The 15,861-nt window shown below is 58.0% G+C and carries 12 protein-coding genes and 1 pseudogene; 2 read left to right on the top strand and 11 right to left on the bottom strand.

The genetic code is table 11. The annotated features are described in order from the left end of the window. Positions 1 to 43: 43 nt before the first annotated feature. The 8 genes and pseudogenes from tig to BBOH_RS02875 all read right to left on the bottom strand — a co-directional run bounded on the left by tig (position 44) and on the right by BBOH_RS02875 (position 10,019). Positions 44 to 1,417 carry a trigger factor gene (gene tig, locus BBOH_RS02845; RefSeq protein WP_033521090.1) on the bottom strand — a complete coding sequence of 458 codons (1,374 nt, stop codon included), beginning with the start codon at positions 1,415 to 1,417 and terminating at the stop codon, positions 44 to 46. A gap of 47 nt (positions 1,418 to 1,464) precedes the next feature. Beyond that, positions 1,465 to 2,751 (bottom strand): HRDC domain-containing protein, encoded by a 1,287-nt coding sequence (locus BBOH_RS02850; RefSeq protein ID WP_033521215.1) that lies wholly within the window; start codon positions 2,749 to 2,751, stop codon positions 1,465 to 1,467. A gap of 437 nt (positions 2,752 to 3,188) precedes the next feature. Next, a complete protein-coding gene (gene pflA / locus BBOH_RS02855) occupies positions 3,189 to 4,070 on the bottom strand; it encodes a pyruvate formate-lyase-activating protein (RefSeq protein ID WP_033521088.1) in 882 nt (293 codons plus the stop codon). A gap of 270 nt (positions 4,071 to 4,340) precedes the next feature. Beyond that, positions 4,341 to 6,716 carry a formate C-acetyltransferase gene (gene pflB / locus BBOH_RS02860; protein WP_033521086.1) on the bottom strand — a complete coding sequence of 792 codons (2,376 nt, stop codon included), beginning with the start codon at positions 6,714 to 6,716 and terminating at the stop codon, positions 4,341 to 4,343. 354 nt (positions 6,717 to 7,070) lie between these two features. Next, positions 7,071 to 7,466, bottom strand: a complete 396-nt coding sequence (locus BBOH_RS02865) for an ASCH domain-containing protein (RefSeq protein ID WP_033521084.1) — start codon at positions 7,464 to 7,466, stop codon at positions 7,071 to 7,073. After that, complete coding sequence (locus tag BBOH_RS09515) at positions 7,409 to 7,816, bottom strand: GrpB family protein (protein WP_420304851.1); 408 nt, start codon at positions 7,814 to 7,816, stop codon at positions 7,409 to 7,411. The genes BBOH_RS02865 and BBOH_RS09515 overlap by 58 nt, the downstream gene beginning before the upstream one ends. Continuing rightward, a pseudogene (locus tag BBOH_RS09520) lies at positions 7,764 to 7,973 on the bottom strand (GrpB family protein); the annotation flags it as partial. The gene BBOH_RS09515 and the pseudogene BBOH_RS09520, both read right to left, overlap by 53 nt. 282 nt (positions 7,974 to 8,255) lie before the next feature. Then, positions 8,256 to 10,019 (bottom strand): NAD+ synthase, encoded by a 1,764-nt coding sequence (locus BBOH_RS02875; protein ID WP_033521082.1) that lies wholly within the window; start codon positions 10,017 to 10,019, stop codon positions 8,256 to 8,258. Between the two features lie 450 nt (positions 10,020 to 10,469). Here BBOH_RS02875 and BBOH_RS02880 point away from each other — a divergent pair, with 450 nt between their 5' ends. Continuing rightward, positions 10,470 to 11,006 carry a peptidylprolyl isomerase gene (locus tag BBOH_RS02880; protein ID WP_033521081.1) on the top strand — a complete coding sequence of 179 codons (537 nt, stop codon included), beginning with the start codon at positions 10,470 to 10,472 and terminating at the stop codon, positions 11,004 to 11,006. Between the two features lie 242 nt (positions 11,007 to 11,248). On the opposite strand, the gene BBOH_RS02885 is transcribed toward BBOH_RS02880, so the two are convergent. The 3 genes from BBOH_RS02885 to BBOH_RS02895 form a co-directional block, all read right to left on the bottom strand. Beyond that, positions 11,249 to 13,585, bottom strand: coding sequence for a RelA/SpoT family protein (locus BBOH_RS02885; protein WP_033521079.1), 2,337 nt, complete (start codon positions 13,583 to 13,585; stop codon positions 11,249 to 11,251). A gap of 95 nt (positions 13,586 to 13,680) precedes the next feature. After that, on the bottom strand, positions 13,681 to 14,163 hold the full coding sequence (gene dut / locus BBOH_RS02890; RefSeq protein ID WP_033521078.1) for a dUTP diphosphatase: 483 nt from the start codon (positions 14,161 to 14,163) through the stop codon (positions 13,681 to 13,683). After that, positions 14,163 to 14,456, bottom strand: coding sequence for a DUF4193 domain-containing protein (locus BBOH_RS02895; RefSeq protein WP_033521077.1), 294 nt, complete (start codon positions 14,454 to 14,456; stop codon positions 14,163 to 14,165). Before BBOH_RS02895 ends, dut begins: the two co-directional genes overlap by 1 nt. Positions 14,457 to 14,636: 180 nt before the next feature. Here BBOH_RS02895 and sepH point away from each other — a divergent pair, with 180 nt between their 5' ends. Beyond that, positions 14,637 to 15,773 carry a septation protein SepH gene (gene sepH / locus BBOH_RS02900; protein WP_033521076.1) on the top strand — a complete coding sequence of 379 codons (1,137 nt, stop codon included), beginning with the start codon at positions 14,637 to 14,639 and terminating at the stop codon, positions 15,771 to 15,773. Positions 15,774 to 15,861 lie beyond the last annotated feature (88 nt).

Raw genomic sequence — 15,861 nt, forward strand, 5'->3', positions numbered from 1 at the left:
GACTCAACACACCGCCTCTTGCGCCGTACCGGGTCCGGCGGACCTACTCCTGGGCAGGTTCGTCGTGAGAGGAAAGCTCATTCGCGACCTCTGCAGCCGCGGATGCCGCTTCAACGCTTTCGTTCTCTTCGCCCTCGTCCTCACCGAGGAACGGGCTCAGGTCAAGCTCCTCCCCATCGCAAGTGAACTTCACGGCGCGCATACCGGCCAGAAGCCCCTTGGAACGGCCGACTTCCTGCACCGCACTGCCAAGCTGGCCATTGTTGACGATCGCATTGATGAAAGCACCGGGATCCATGCCATACTGCTGAGCGATGGAAGCGAGGAAGTTGGTCACGTCCATCTGGGAGACCTTGATCTCCAGCTGCTCGGCCAAGGTGTCAAGCACGATCTGGTCGCGCAGTTCCTTTTCGGCAGACTCCTGGGCTTCCTTCTTTTGCTCGTCGGTAGCCTTGTCGGAATCGGCGGTCACTTGTTGCAGACGCTCGGAAACCGTCTGTTCAAGCACGCCCTTGGGCAGAGGAATCTCAATGTCCTTCTCAAGGGCGTCGATGAACGCGTCACGAGCCTCATTGGCCTGCTTGCCTTGGTTGTCGTTCTCGCATGCCTTGCGGATATCGGCCTTCAGGTCGTCGAGCGTATCGAATTCGGACGCTTCCTGAGCGAAGTCGTCATCGAGTTCCGGGAGCTCTTCGGACTTGACGGAGTTGACCTTCACGTTGATCTGCGCCTTCTGTCCTTCGTGCTCGCCGCTTTCGAGCGTACCTTCGAAGGTGGTGTCCTCGCCGGCAGAAAGGCCGTCAAGGGCCTCGTCGATACCGTCGAGCAGGGTGCCGCTGCCCAGTTCGTAGCTGACGCCCTCCTGGGAGTCGACTTCCTCGCCATCAATGGTGGCCTTGAGGTCGATGTTGGCGTAATCGCCCTTCTTGGCGGGGCGGTCGACACCCACCAGCGTGCCGAAACGCTGACGCAGATTGTCAAGGCGCTTGTCGACGTCCTCATCCGTGACTTCGGCCTTGGCAACGTCCAGAGTCATGCCTTCAAGCGAAGGCAGCTCGATTTCGGGGCGGCGCTCGACGGTCGCGGTGAACTGCAACTTGGTGTCATCCTTGGCGCTGGTCGGCAGCTGCTTGACATCAAGTTGGGGCTGAGCCATCGGACGGATCTTCTTCTCTTCCAAGGCCTTGGAGTAAAGCTCAGGCACGCCGTTATTCGCAGCCTCACCCGCGACCGCACCAAAGCCGACGCGCTGATCGACGATCGGACCGGGCACATGCCCCTTGCGGAAGCCTGGAATATTGATCTGCTTGGCAATTTCCTTACGGGCCTGATCAAGGTAAGGCTCGAAATCCTCCGCGTCGGCGGTGACGGTGAGTTTCACCTTCGTGGGTTCGAGGTTTCTGACGCTGATTTTCACGCTGGTCTCCTGACGATATGCGACTACTTCTGCCCTTGGGGCAACCGTTATATGATAACTCGACTTACGGACGCTGCTATCAGGCTAATCTGCCACTCTCGAGCCCCTTGTTCTCGTAAAAAGGCGGCCACATCGAGCCCGGCGGCGTTGTCACGCCAGCATAGATTACGTAGGATTTGGGGCTTAATGACGATTTCGCTCGGTGTGTGGGTATCCTCGGCGATGGTCCCAACCACGGATTGCACAGCCTTGAGGCGCCTGTAACGGTCGGGATGTTGCGCCTTCCAGTATTTCATGGACTTGGGGGCGTTCGCATTCGGATCGTCCTTTCGCGGACGCGGGAGGGTCGGCCAATCCTTCGGCCCAAGCTCCAAGGCCTGCTCGATGACATGCTTCCAGACATTGGGTTTCACAGATCGTTGGATGGGGGCATACCGCTCGAACATCTTGTCCTGCTCGCTGCCGGTGTGCATACGCACGCGCTCGTTGAGACTGCGTATCTGACGGAACTCCTTGCCGTTATGCGGTTTACGTCGCGCGGCCTCAATAATGGCCGCATCGGACAACAGCAGGCCGGGTTCAATATCGTACTGCCGTGCCAACTCGTCGCGTTTGGTCCACAACGCCTTGGCAACCGCCTGCCCCTGACGGTCACGACTCAACACGGTGAAATGCGAGATGTGCATCCATGGTACCGGATGAACCGGCTGCGGCCCCATGCCTTGCTCCAGCGCATAGGCGAACTCCTCCTCGGCCCACTGCATTTTCCCGGATTTTTCCAAATCCTCACGCATCGCGGTTTCAAGCTCGATAAGCAGCTCCACATCCAAGGCCGCATAATCGCGCCAATCACGCGGTAACGGCCGATAGGACCAGTCCGCCGCCGAATGCTCCTTGGCTAAGGTCACTCCCAGGTATCGTTCCGTGACTGCAGCCAGACCGAAATGCCTGACACCTAGAATCCGCGCGGCGATCTCGGTATCGAACAACGCCTTGGGTCTCAAACCGATATCCGCGAAACCGGGCAGATCCATCAAGGCATCGTGCAGAATCCATGTAGTCTCTCCCACAGCCTGATTGAACCGATTCCAGTCGGCGCCCATTTTCGTCAACATCACGGGGTCCAGAAGCCAAATACCCGATCCGGTCCGTTTGAACTGAACCAACCAATCCTCGTGACTATAACGATAACCGGACGCGCGTTCGGCATCAGCAGCCAACGACCCGGTACCGGCCGCCAGAGCCGCGCAGGCTCTGTCGAAACCTTCCAGGTCATCCGTAACTTCCGGCACCCCTCCTCTAGGCTCCGCCAACAACCTCGGCTCAGTGATCAACCGCAATCCCCCCGTTATACCCGAGCAACGATTCAACGACAATCTGTCACATATGATACACATCACGGCCGCAACGGTATCCCGACCGTCCTCGCATACGCACAGGACGGTCGCTGCTCACCATACCTTGAACCTTGGGCATGGTTGACTTCGACCCGAATTTTGCCCGAATATGGCCGAAACGCTCTTCAAACTTGTGGCACCCCAATCAGACTGATCATATGGCGATTCACCCGAAACGCTCAAATGGGAACCGAAAAACTCACTGCCGCCTCGATGCCGAACCTAAAAGGTACTCGGTTCTACCGGCATGCAACCAAGGATCCCACACCTGGCGCAGGTGCTTCCCGGCACACAACCACGCCCTTGGACGTCGCTGCAACAGCGCGCGTAAAAAAGCGACTGAACATCGCAAGCATGAACAGCGATGCATCTACTTAATAGACGACGAAGCCGTGCGATTCGAATTGATCCTTGACTCGCGCTTTAAGCTCTTTGCTGGGTCCCTCGCAAGTTTCAAGCGGATAATCGATGCCCATCTCATGCCACTTCGGGCGGCCGAGCTGATGGAAGGGAAGCACGTCGATATGCTCGACGGCATCACCGAAGCTTTCGCAGATTTTCGCCACATTCTCTACGTTTTCCTCGCTATCGGTCAATCCCGGCACAAGCACGAAACGCACCCAAATCTTCTTGCCGAGCCTGTTGAGCCGTCGCCCGAAATCAATGGTGGGCTGCAACGCGCCTCCGGTAACGGTGTGGTACGTTTTCTCATCACCGGATTTGACATCCAGCAGGCACAGATCGACGTCATCGAGCATCTCATCGGTGAAATTCCTGTTGAGGAACCCTGCGGTATCGAGACAGGTGCTTACGCCCTCCTTGCGCACCTCATGAAAAACACGCGAGACGAAGGCAGGCTGCATCATCGACTCGCCACCGGAGAAGGTCACCCCTCCACCGGTATTTTGGAAAACATCCTTGTACCGCACGATCCGCTTGATCATCTCCTCGATGTAGACCGGTTGTCCGTCACGCATCTTCCATGTGTCCGGATTCTGGCAGAACTGGCAACGCAGTGGGCACCCACTCATAAAGACCGTCATGCGCGTGCCCGGCCCATCCACGGAGGTGTTGATGTCCCATGAGTGCACGAAACCGATGTCACCGGTGCGCAACGCATTGATGCGGTCGTGACGGTCGAGGCCTATCGGCGACTCGAAACCAGCCAAACCACCCATCAGCGTGTGACTTGCATACACCTTGGATTCCTTGAGCATATGCTGGGTCGTCGTACGGAATTGAGTGGTATCAGACATCTTTGCCTCCCCTTGTCAAGTTACTGTTTCCATTCTAGCGGTTCCGAACCGACCGCATCGTCCCACCGAGGAAACGGCCTATATAATGTGAGCAATGACACAATACAACGGAACCGACAATCTGGCCGACCCTGCGATTCGTAAAGTCATTGTCGGGCCGAGCCGTTCGGAGTCATCAGACCTACGACCTTCCGACAACAAGGAAGGGGACGGAATTCACACTCCGTCCCCTTCGGATCGTTTCACCGCATCACACAGTGTGCCTGATCATCACTCGCTGACAGCGCCTTGGTGGAATGTACGGGAAATCACATCGAGCTGCTGTTCACGGGTGAGCTTCACGAAGTTCACGGCGTAGCCCGAGACACGCACGGTGAGGTGCGGGTACTTTTCGGGGTGAGCCACGGCGTCCTCGAGCTGTTCCTTGCGCAACACATTGATGTTGGCGTGGTACAGACCATGGCCGTTGCCTGCGTCAAGGATGCCCACCAAGTTGCCGATACGCTCGTCCTCGTCACGACCCAAGCCGTCAGGGGTGATCGTATTGGTCAACGAGATGCCATCGAGCGCATCGTTGTAGTCGATCTTGCCGACCGAGAACATCGAAGGCAGCATGCCATGGGAATCCATGCCGTTCTCCGGGTTGGCGCCAGGAGCATACGGGGTGCCCTTCTTGTGACCGCTGGGGAAGGCGCCGGTATTCTTGCCATACTCCACGTTGGAGGTGATGGTCAGCACGGACTGGGTCGGCACCGCGTTGCGGTAGACCGGCAGCTTCTTGATCTGACCCATGACGGTGGACACAGTCCACTTGGCCAGGTCATCGGCGCGGTCATCGTCGTTGCCGTACAGCGGGAAGTCGCCCACGGTGCGATATCCGACGATCAGATCGTCATCCGCACCTTCGACGTACTCGGCCTCGTGGCCTTCGGTCGTCCTGGCATCCTTGTTGTACACCGGATAGACCTTGGCGTACTTCAAGGCGGACAGGGAGTCGGCCGCAATCGACAGGCCGGACATGCCGCAGCCAAGTGTGCGGTAGACTTCCTTGTCATGCAGAGCCATCTCGATGGACTCGTACGCATACTTATCATGCATGTAGTGGATGATGTTGAGCGCTTCGACGTAGGTCTCCGAGAGCCACTCGAGTGCCTTCTCGTAATTGTCCTTGACCTTCTGGTAGTCCAAAGAGCCGTCGGCTTCAGGAGTGACAGGGTCGATGACGCCCTTGTCGATGACCTGCATGCCAGTCATCTCATCGCGGCCGCCGTTGATCGCGTAGAGCAAAGCCTTTGCGGAGTTGACGCGGGCGCCGAAGAACTGCATCTGCTTGCCAACGCGCATCGGGGAAACGCAGCAAGCGATGGCCGCGTCGTCGCCCCAGTGGTTACGAATGTCGCGATCGGACTCATACTGGATGGCCGAGGTGTCGATGGAGATACGGGCGCAGAAACGCTTATAGGCTTCAGGCAGCTTGGCATCCCAGAAGATGGTGATGTTCGGCTCAGGCCCGGGCCCAAGATGATCGAGGGTCAGGGTCGCCAGCAGGCGGAACGAGGTCTTGGTGACCATGTGACGGCCGTCGTCGCCGAAGCCCGCATCGGACCAAGTGGCCCAGTACGGATCGCCGGAGAAAATCTGGTCGTAATCCTCGGTACGCAGAAAGCGCACGATGCGCAGCTTCATGACGATCTGGTCGATGATCTCCTGCGCGTCGGTCTCGGTGATCTTGCCGTTCTTCAGGTCACGCTCGAAGTAGCAATCGAAGAAGGCGGAGTTACGGCCGAAGCTCATCGCCGCGCCATCCTGGCTCTTGACGGAGGCGAGGTAGCCCATGTAGGTCCACTGGACCGCTTCCTGCGCGGTCTGCGCCGGACGGGACAGATCAAGACCGTACTCGTTGCCGAGCTGCTGAAGCTCCTGCAGAGCCTTGATCTGATCCGCATGCTCCTCACGGAAGCGAATCCAGTGCTCGATCTCCGGCTCGGTGAAATCGTTGCGATAAGGAATCGAATCCTTGTCTTCCTTCTTCTTGGCGATCAGGTAATTGATGCCGTACAGAGCCACACGACGGTAATCGCCGATGATGCGGCCACGTCCGTAGGCGTCGGGCAGACCGGTGAGGATCTTGTTGTGGCGAGCGAGCTTGATGCGACGGGTGTATACGCCGAACACACCGTCGTTGTGGGTCTTGCGATACTTGGTGAAGATCGTCTTGATTTCGGGGTCGGGCTCCTTGCCGGCCTCACGGATGGCCTGCTCGACCATCCGCCAGCCGCCGTTCGGCATCATGGCGCGCTTGCACGGTTCATCGGTCTGGATGCCGACGATGACGTTGTCATGTTCCTTGTCCATGATGTAGCCAGGACCGAAGTTGGTGATGCCGGCCGGGACGTGCGTATCCACGTCATAGACGCGGTGATCACGCTCGGCGGCGAGCTGGTGCTCGTCGAGGTACTCCCACATCTGCTTCGTCTTCTCCGTGGCGCCGGCCAGGAAGGACTCGTCCCCATCGTACGGCGTGTAGTTCTTCTGGATGAAGTCACGGACGTCGATGTCTTTCTGCCAGTTCCCTCCGACGAACCCGTCCCAGGCCTTCGCCTGAAGCTCTTCGGCGGACAGAGCGGTCTCTTGAACTGCTGTCATATCTTACTCCTTGATGGTGGAGCAACGCATCATCTACGTTGCGTTCATCACAATTGTAGAAGCTTTTTTGTTATTACATGCCGGAAAAAGTGTGAGCTAGGTCACTTTTGGAACTCCGAAACAATAGAGGCCAACAGAGCCGAAAATGGGTCGCCACTTGTCCGTTACAACCCGGAAGAGAACACCCGGTTCATCGGCCGATGCTCTTCCCTCTCAACGATCGACAAGCCGTGTGCGAATAATTGCAATATATTGATCTAGACGACATGTCCTCCTCACACCTGAGCGGTCCAAACGAACAAAACGACTAAACAATATATTCCATAACCTTTGAGCAGCGGCACAAAACCCACCTTATAGCGTGCAGACCAGCCTGAAACGCTCACAAACGACCTTGGTGTCGTCGTTGAGCTGAAAATCGTGGTCGGTCAGACCGTTTCGGAACTCCGGAGCAGACCAAAATCGTTCATGGGCCGCACGCCATTGCGCCACGTTTTGATACCCCTCACCCTCAGCAAGAGCATGTTCGAGCGAAATTTCACCCAAAGGCAGGACACGCGGCTTCGCATAACGGATGACCGCAACCAGACGATCTTCCGAATCGGAAACGGCTCGCAGCTCACCAGACGCTGTCAACGCTTCCCCGGGTCCATATTCCGCAAGCAGGATACTCGTGCCCGTTTTCGAACCATTCAGAATGGCGGCGACCAAACGGTCACGCAGAGGCAGGGAAAGGCGAACTCGTCGCACGGCAAGGTATTTGGATCGATCAGCCCCGAGGCGATGAACGCGCGGGAATATATCAACCGAACGGTCTCCTGCTTGCGCTCATTGTACCGCGAAACCAGCTCCCGCCGACCGTCGGTCGAAACCGATCCGCATTTGACGGCGGCATAAAGCTCACGGTTGGCCTCGTTTCCCCGCAACCAATCTCGAAATATACGATGTCGCGTGGCCTCGGGCGCACCAAGCGACCATACATGCAGATTGCACGCAGGCTCCTCCAGACGTAGCATGCGGTGGCCGTACCACCAAGGCTCGCGAATATCAAGCACGAACCCCCTCCGCAGTGAGGGCCGGCACGTATGACGGCTCATCATTGGAATCCACAACGGTCAAGTCGATATCGATCACCGGCTTGGCCGTAAGACCGGGCACCGCGGTCGAACCTACATGCTCAATGGACAACGCTTTAAACCCAAGCGCACGGCGAATACGGTCTCGCAGCCCACGATAGGCGTCGGGCCAAGTGCCGTCGTAGTCGACGACTCACACCTCGCGCTGAACCTCACGCCCCCCAACAAAAGGCGAGCGCCCATCGGGAGCCGGAGCGTCGTCAAATGTCACGATGGACCGACGCAAACGTTCCGAATCTCGGTTCGACATCTCAGCTCCAAACTTCCCGGTGGTTTCGTTTGATGAGGGTGAGGAGTTGCAATCGTCACGCCGATCGTTCATATTTGCATCCCCCCTACATCTTGTCGCTGAGCGTCAATCGGTTGCGCTCGCGTCGCTCGACGGCACGATATCGCTCAACCGTCACTCCCGGAACGCGCTGGTGATGGGAAGGCGGCGGTCGCGACCGAACGCCAAAGCGGTCACCTTGGGACCCAGCGGATACTGGCGACGCTTCCATTCGGCCCGATCCACCAGACGCATCACCGTGTCAACTGTCTTCTCGTCAAAGCCGTCACGCAGCAAATCGGCCCGACCGTGCGCCTTTTCGATATACGCCTCCAGCACCTTGTCGAGCAGAGCGTATTCAGGCAGAGAATCCGAATCCTTCTGACCGGGCCGCAACTCGGCGCTCGGAGCCTTTTCGATGCTGGCGACCGGGATCATAACCCCAGCCTTGAGCGGCACGCCCGTCGACCCGTTCTCGTTGCCGACGATTTGAAGACCTCCGATGCCGACCCCGGCGGCAGCCGCGCGGTTACGCCAGCGGGAAAGCTCCCAAACGCGGGTTTTCAGCAGATCCTTGATCGGGGCGTACCCGCCGACCGCATCCCCGTAAATCGTCGAATAGCCGCAGGCCAGCTCGGACTTGTTGCCGGTGGCCAGCGCCAGAAGATTCTTCAAATTGGAATAGGCCATCACGATCACGCCGCGAATGCGGGCCTGAAGGTTTTCGGCCGCCACCCCGTCAAGTTTGAGCCGGGTCTGGAAGGCCTTGAACAACGGTTCAATGGGCTGGATATCATAGTGGGCGCCGATATTTCTTGCCAAATCGGCGGCGTCGTCCTTTGACCCGTCGGACGAGTACATGCTCGGCATAGACACGCCGTACACGTTTGCACCGCCGACCGCATCCGCCGCCATCGCCGCGACCAGGGCCGAGTCGATACCGCCCGAAAGCCCCAGTACCACTCCGGTGAAACGGTTCTTGGCCATATAGTCCTTCAGTCCCAGCACGCAGGCGGTGTAGATCTCCTCGTCCGGGTCGCGAAGCGGCGCGACCGTGCCCACTGGTTGACGGGTGGATGACGAATCGAAATCGAAGTAGCTCAGGTCCTCCATGAACATCGGAGAACGCTCGATGAGGGTGCCATCACGATCCACGACGAAACTGCCGCCGTCGAAAACGAGGTCGTCCTGCCCGCCGACTTGATTGAGGTAGATCAATGGGGCATTGACCTCTTTGGCTCGACGCCGAGCCAATTCAAAGCGCGTATGGGTCTTGCCTTCCTCATACGGCGAACCGTTGATGGTCAGCAGCACGTCGATGCCACGGTCGGCCAGCCGAGCCACCGGGCCTCCATCCTGCCAGATGTCCTCGCAGATCGCCACTCCGATTTTCACACCCTCGATGTCCAACACCGCGCTGTGGTCGCCGGCCGCGAAGATGCGGAACTCGTCGAATACGCCATAGTTGGGCAGAAAATGCTTGTCGTAATCAGCAACGACTTTGCCGTCGTGCAGCACTACGAGGCGATTGGTGGGCTTATCGGAATCCCCCGAGCCGCCAACGACGCCAAGACGCTCAACGGCATCTGCTTGTTCGGCCCCATTCCCGCCGCCATTGACGCTTCCGACGGTACCGACGATCACATATAATCCACCCAGGCCTTCACTATCGAGGGTCTGCGCAAGTTGTTCGGCCTTGTCGGCCGCGGCCTTGCGGAAGGTGGCACGGAACGCCAGGTCCTCAATCGGGTAACCGGTCAGCGTCATCTCAGGAAAAACAACCACCTGCGAATGCCGCTGTGCCGCAACACGCGCGAATTCCAGTACGCTTGAGGCGTTTTTCGCGAGGTCCCCCACGCAAGTGTCGATCTGAGCCAAGGCAAAACGAATTCGAGTCATGGCTCCATTCTACCCCGACCTCATTTACCCGGTTGTCCGCATATTCGGCGACGGCCACACCCCGAGTACAGGTCAGTCATTGAACCACTCGCGCCGCCACGATGTCGGCATTGGTGAGCCATATCACCACACATCTTTCTCACTGATGGCTGAACCCTTGTTGCGTTCCATCTGCACCAACCGCAACCACCTACGAGCCAGACGCAATATCCCTCGCCCAAACACCGTTTCAGGCGTACAACCCGCATTTCACAATGAACAAAACCGCAATAAGTCGAGCCCAAAGATCGGTTTGGATGCATACCGCCGCCCTTGGTGCGAGCGGAACCCGACACTGTATGGGCAAACCCCTAATTAACGCTTGCCGCCACCACCGACAACCAACGCACTTGCAACCGGCACCAACAAGTGGGCGCATAACCGTCCCACGCGCATGGAACACTGGTATCCATGACTACTATCATCATGCACACCTCGGAAGGTGACATCAAACTCAACCTGTTCGACGACAAGGCCCCCAAAACCGTAAGGAACTTCGTCGACCTCGCCACCGGCGCCAAGGAATGGACCGATCCGACCACCGGCCAGACTTCAAACAACCCGTTCTACGACGGCCTGACCTTCCACCGGATCATCAAGGACTTCATGATTCAGGGCGGATGCCCGCTGGGCAATGGCACAGGCGGCCCCGGCTACGAGTTCGACGACGAAATCGTCGACGGTCTGACGTTCGACGAGCCCTACAAGCTCGCCATGGCCAACGCAGGTCTGCGTCGCGGCCAGGACGGAAAGATCCACGGCACCAACGGCTCACAGTTCTTCATCACCACTGTGCCCACTCCGTGGCTCAACGGCCACCACACGATTTTCGGTGAGGTCGCAGACGATGAAAGCCGCGCGGTGGTGGACAAGCTCGAGGCTCTGCCGACGGGCGCGCAGGACATGCCACTGGAACCGGCCGGCATCATCTCGGTTGAGGTTCAGTGAACTTCACCTTGCTCGACAGGTTTCAGCAAGCCCCCTTGATGCACTAATGCGCGCCAAGGGGGCTTTCCCATGGACGCGTACGTACGGGTCGTGGATACAAAGGGAGAATTCATCCCTAGGAGTCGGCACCGTTCCCATGAAACTCGACGGATATGCTCAGTTCGATGCGCCCATCCACAAGGCATGTAGCACGAACGATGCGGATCGCGATGCACACCCCTCCGACCGGCGAAAGTCCCGCGCTACATTTTGCGCATGTGAGGCATGGACGAATCCTTGGCACCGGTGATGCGGTAGACATCGAAGACACCATCAATCTTTCGTACGGCGGAAAGCAACGTGTTCATATGCTGCGGATCGGCCATCTCGAACGAGAACTGACTGATGGCCACTCGATCAGAACCCGTTGACACGGAGGCACTGATGATATTGACGCCGTGATCGGAAAGCTCACGTGTCACGTCGGACAAGAGGTGCGGCCGATCCAGCGCCTCGATCTGAATCTTGACCATGAACAGGCCCTTGGCGCTGGTCCACTCGACAGGCACCACACGTTCAGGCTGATGCTTCTCGAGGTTGAGCATGTTCTGGCAGTCCGCACGGTGGACCGACACACCATCGTTACGGGTGATGAAGCCTTCGATCTTGTCGCCGGGCACCGGGGTGCAGCATCGTGCAAGCTTGACCCATACGTCATCCACGCCCTTGACCGAAACGCCGAGTTTACTGGCTTTGGGCTGGCGCTCCACCCGTTTGAGCGGCAGTGCCTCCTGCTCGACCTCCTCCTCCACCTCGTCCGTGCCCGCATCTTTGACCAAGCGTGCGATGACGTTCTGAGTCGAGATCTGGCCGTCCCCGATCGCGGCGAAAACAGTGTCGACATCGTTGTAGTTGAGTTCATCGGCAATGCCGACCATCGCCTGCGGAGTCAACAGGGATGAGACGGGAAGGCTGCGCTTGCGCATAGCACGGGTCAACTCGTCGCGACCCTCATCAATGGCCTCGCTACGCCGTTCCTTGCTGAACCATTGACGAATCTTGTTGCGGGCCTTCGGGCTCTTGACAAAACTCAGCCAGTCTCGCGAGGGGCCGGCGGTCTCCGACTTTGAGGTGAGGATCTCGACCGTGTCACCGCTTTCGAGCACCGTATCGAGCGGCACCAAACGTCCGTTGACTCGGGCACCCATCGTACGATGGCCGACTTCGGTGTGGACGGCGTAGGCGAAGTCGACCGGGGTGGCCTTAGCCGGCAGTGAGACGATTTTGCCTTTCGGAGTGAAGACATAAACTTCCGCTCCGCCAAGGTCCTCCTTCAACGAACCGAGAAACTCGTCCGAATCCGGGGTTTCACTGGACCAGTCGGCCAACTGCTGAATCCACTTCAGGTTGTCCTCTTCGGCGAGTTCCTGATTATCGGACTTCCCGGCTTCCGTCTCTCGTTTTCTGTCGTCCCTGTCGGGAGCGCTCAACTTACGCCCGGCCTGCCCGTTTTCCTTGTATTTCCAATGTGCGGCTATACCGAACTCACTGCGCCGGTGCATGTCCCATGTGCGGATCTGAATCTCGACCGGCTTGCCACCGGGCCCCACGACTGTGGTATGCAGACTCTGATACATGTTCATCTTCGGCATGGCGATATAGTCCTTGAACCTGCCGGGTATAGGGCTCCAACGGGCATGGACGGCGCCAAGGGCGGCGTAGCAATCCTGAATCGTGTCGACGATTATACGCACGCCCACCAGGTCATAGATATTCGAAAAATCATGACCGCGTACAATCATTTTCTGGTAAATCGAAAAATAGTCCTTCGGACGGCCGGTGACGGTGGCATTGACGTGCTGTGCAGCCAGATCCTGTTTGATTTCCTCAAGGATCTGCTTCAAGTAGACATCGCGCTGTCCGGCACGACGGTTCACCAGAACCACGATCTCGTTATAGATTTTAGGATACAGAACCTTGAAGCTCAGCTCCTCAAGCTCCGTCTTGATGGCGTTCATGCCGAGCCTATTGGCCAACGGAGCATACACATCGAGCGTCTCACGGGCTTTTTTCTGGGCATTGGACGGTTTGACGTAACGCCACGTTCGGGCATTGTGCACACGGTCGGCCAGTTTGACGACCAGCACGCGCACATCCCGGCTCATGGCCACGACCATCTTGCGGATCGTCTCGGCCTGCGCCGAATCACCGACCTCCATATTGGTCAGTTTGGTGACCCCGTCAACCAGGCCGGCCACCGTATCGCCAAACTCCTCACGACACTGGTCGAGCGTATAGTCCGTGTCTTCCACCGTATCATGCAACAGCCCCGCAGCCACCACGACAGGCCCCATACCCAGATCAGCGAGGATCTGCGCGACGGCAAGAGGGTGGATAATGTATGGTTCGCCAGAACGACGGCGTTGTGCGTGATGCTGCCATACGGCGCGGCGATATGCGTGTTCGAGGATATCGAAGTCCGCATCCGGATGGTGCGACCGACACGCCATAACGATGGGCGCCAAAGGGTCGAGGCAATCCACGCTGATCTCTCCGCCTAGGATTCGGGACGACAACGCCTCGGATTCGCTCTGAGCCAAATCGACACCCCTTTTCAGTCTCTCGTCTCACCATACAAAACGGCATTCACGACACATGGCCGTCACCCCGGCACACGGACACGGTACGCGACATTCTACCGCGCACCGGACACTCCCGTCGAACCGAAGCCACGTTCCGAACGATCCGAACCGGGAAGAACCTGTGCCGGCACGAATCTGGCCTCAACATAACGCTGGATGACCAATTGCGCGATGCGATCCCCGGTGTGGAAGACGGCGGTACGTCGCGGATCGAGGTTAATCAACGGCACCTTGATCTCACCTCGATACCCGGCATCAATGGTACCCGGACCGTTAAGGACGGTGACACCCTGCTTGACGGCGAGCCCGGATCGCGGGTGCACAAGCCCCACATAGCCATTAGGAAGCGCGATACGCACCCCCGTAGGAACCAAAGCCCGCTCGAAAGGCTTCAGGCTGAACTCGATCGTGGTCATCAGATCAGCGCCAGCGTCCCCCGCATGGGAATACGTAGGCACCTTGATCCCCTGACCCTCGACCGCAGCGATAAGAACCTCGATGTTCTCCGGTTCGTCATAACGCTCGTCGTATGCCATCAGGCGGCACACTCCCTGCACACCGGGCCGTCGGGGCCCATGTGATCGAGCTGGCTGCGATGCTTGACCAGGAAGCATTCCGAACAGATGAACTCATCACCTTGCATCGGAATGACCGTGACCGACGAATCCTCGTTGCTCAAATCCGCGCCGGGCAGCTCATAGTCCTCCGCGATGGCGTTTTCGTCGTCGTCCTCCATTTCGGACTCCGCAGTCCTGCTGGACTTACCAAGCTCCTGCAACGATTCCTCGTCTTCATCCTTATTGCGTGGTGAATCATAATCCTGAGCCATCCATCTTCCTTCCTCAACATACCGAAGTCACGGAAAGGAACCGTAACCTCCATACCATACAAACAGTTTTACGGGCATAAAGAATACACGATTTGTTCCACAGGTAAAACACGACACAGGGACACCTTGGAATAAACTTATTCTTCAGGCAAACAAATGGTTAAGGAAAGTGGTGTTCGCATGCCGTTACATTCACTTGAGCAGGCGCAGTTCGACCACGTCGACGAGCACGGCGATCTCGTATTCTCCACCAACGGTCGTGACTTCATCGTCAAGGTGGATGACGAGCTTGAGCGAGCTCTGCTCGAAGCACGGCAGATACGTAGCGAAGCGGGGCTGAACTCGACGTCCAATACACCACAAACCCTGCCGATATCAAGCATTCAGGCGCTGATTCGTGCCGGAGTGGAGCCACATGCAGTCGCCGAAAAATATGGGCTGAGCGATGCCTTGGTCCGAAGGTTTTCAACTCCCGTGCAGACCGAGAAGCAATACGCGATCGAACAGTTCCTTATGGTCGCGGCCCCCAAGGAAAGCCGAGCACACTCGCTTGAGGACCTCATCAAGGATATGCTGTCCAAAGCCCGCATCAGCTTCGAAACAGTAACCTGGAGCGCGACACGCCGAGGACGCGACCCATGGACCATCACCGCCTCATTCGACACCGCCCGACATCGCGTTTGCGCCGAATGGTCATGGAACATGCATGACAATACCGTGGAAAGTCTGAACAAGGCGGCCCAGATTTTATTGAACGAAGCGCACCCGAATACCCGGACCCTGAAGAACGGTTCGGAGTTGCTGGACTCCAACGTAGCCACGCGGGACGAATTCGAACCAACGACGCCTGCGGCGCCGGATCGACTTCCAGCCGACACTCGCCATTCTTCGCGAACCACGGACAGGGACGGCACAGAACGAAACGATTCTCCGGACCCCGACACGCCGACCGGCCCAGACACAGGGACCCAAGGCAGGTCCAATCCCCCGATTCCGGCTTATCAAAGCATGACCGGGCGGTTCGATGGGCGCGACCTCCCGCAAAAGAACCAGGACGCACCCTCAACCACATCCGAGATTCCGATAGACGTGTTATCGTCCCTGCCGTTGCCCGGCCATCTGAACCCCAACGACCGGCCTTCATCCGATGGCACCCGGGATGAAGATGGGCTCGACGGCAGTGTTTCCGAGCCGAAGCCGGTCACGCAGAAGCAATCCAGCAGCGGCAACGACGACGGACCCGCCGGCAAAAAGACCACAAAGCACAAGTCCAAACGCTCGGCGGTGCCCAGCTGGGATGAAATACTGTTCGGTTAGCATGACGAGGATCAGCGCCGGCATAATGTGGCCATCAATGACGAACACCCGGGTCGACCTGCATGCGAATCGAAGCATCCATCGTTAG

This window comes from Bifidobacterium bohemicum DSM 22767 (genome assembly GCF_000741525.1).
GTDB lineage: Bacteria > Actinomycetota > Actinomycetes > Actinomycetales > Bifidobacteriaceae > Bifidobacterium > Bifidobacterium bohemicum.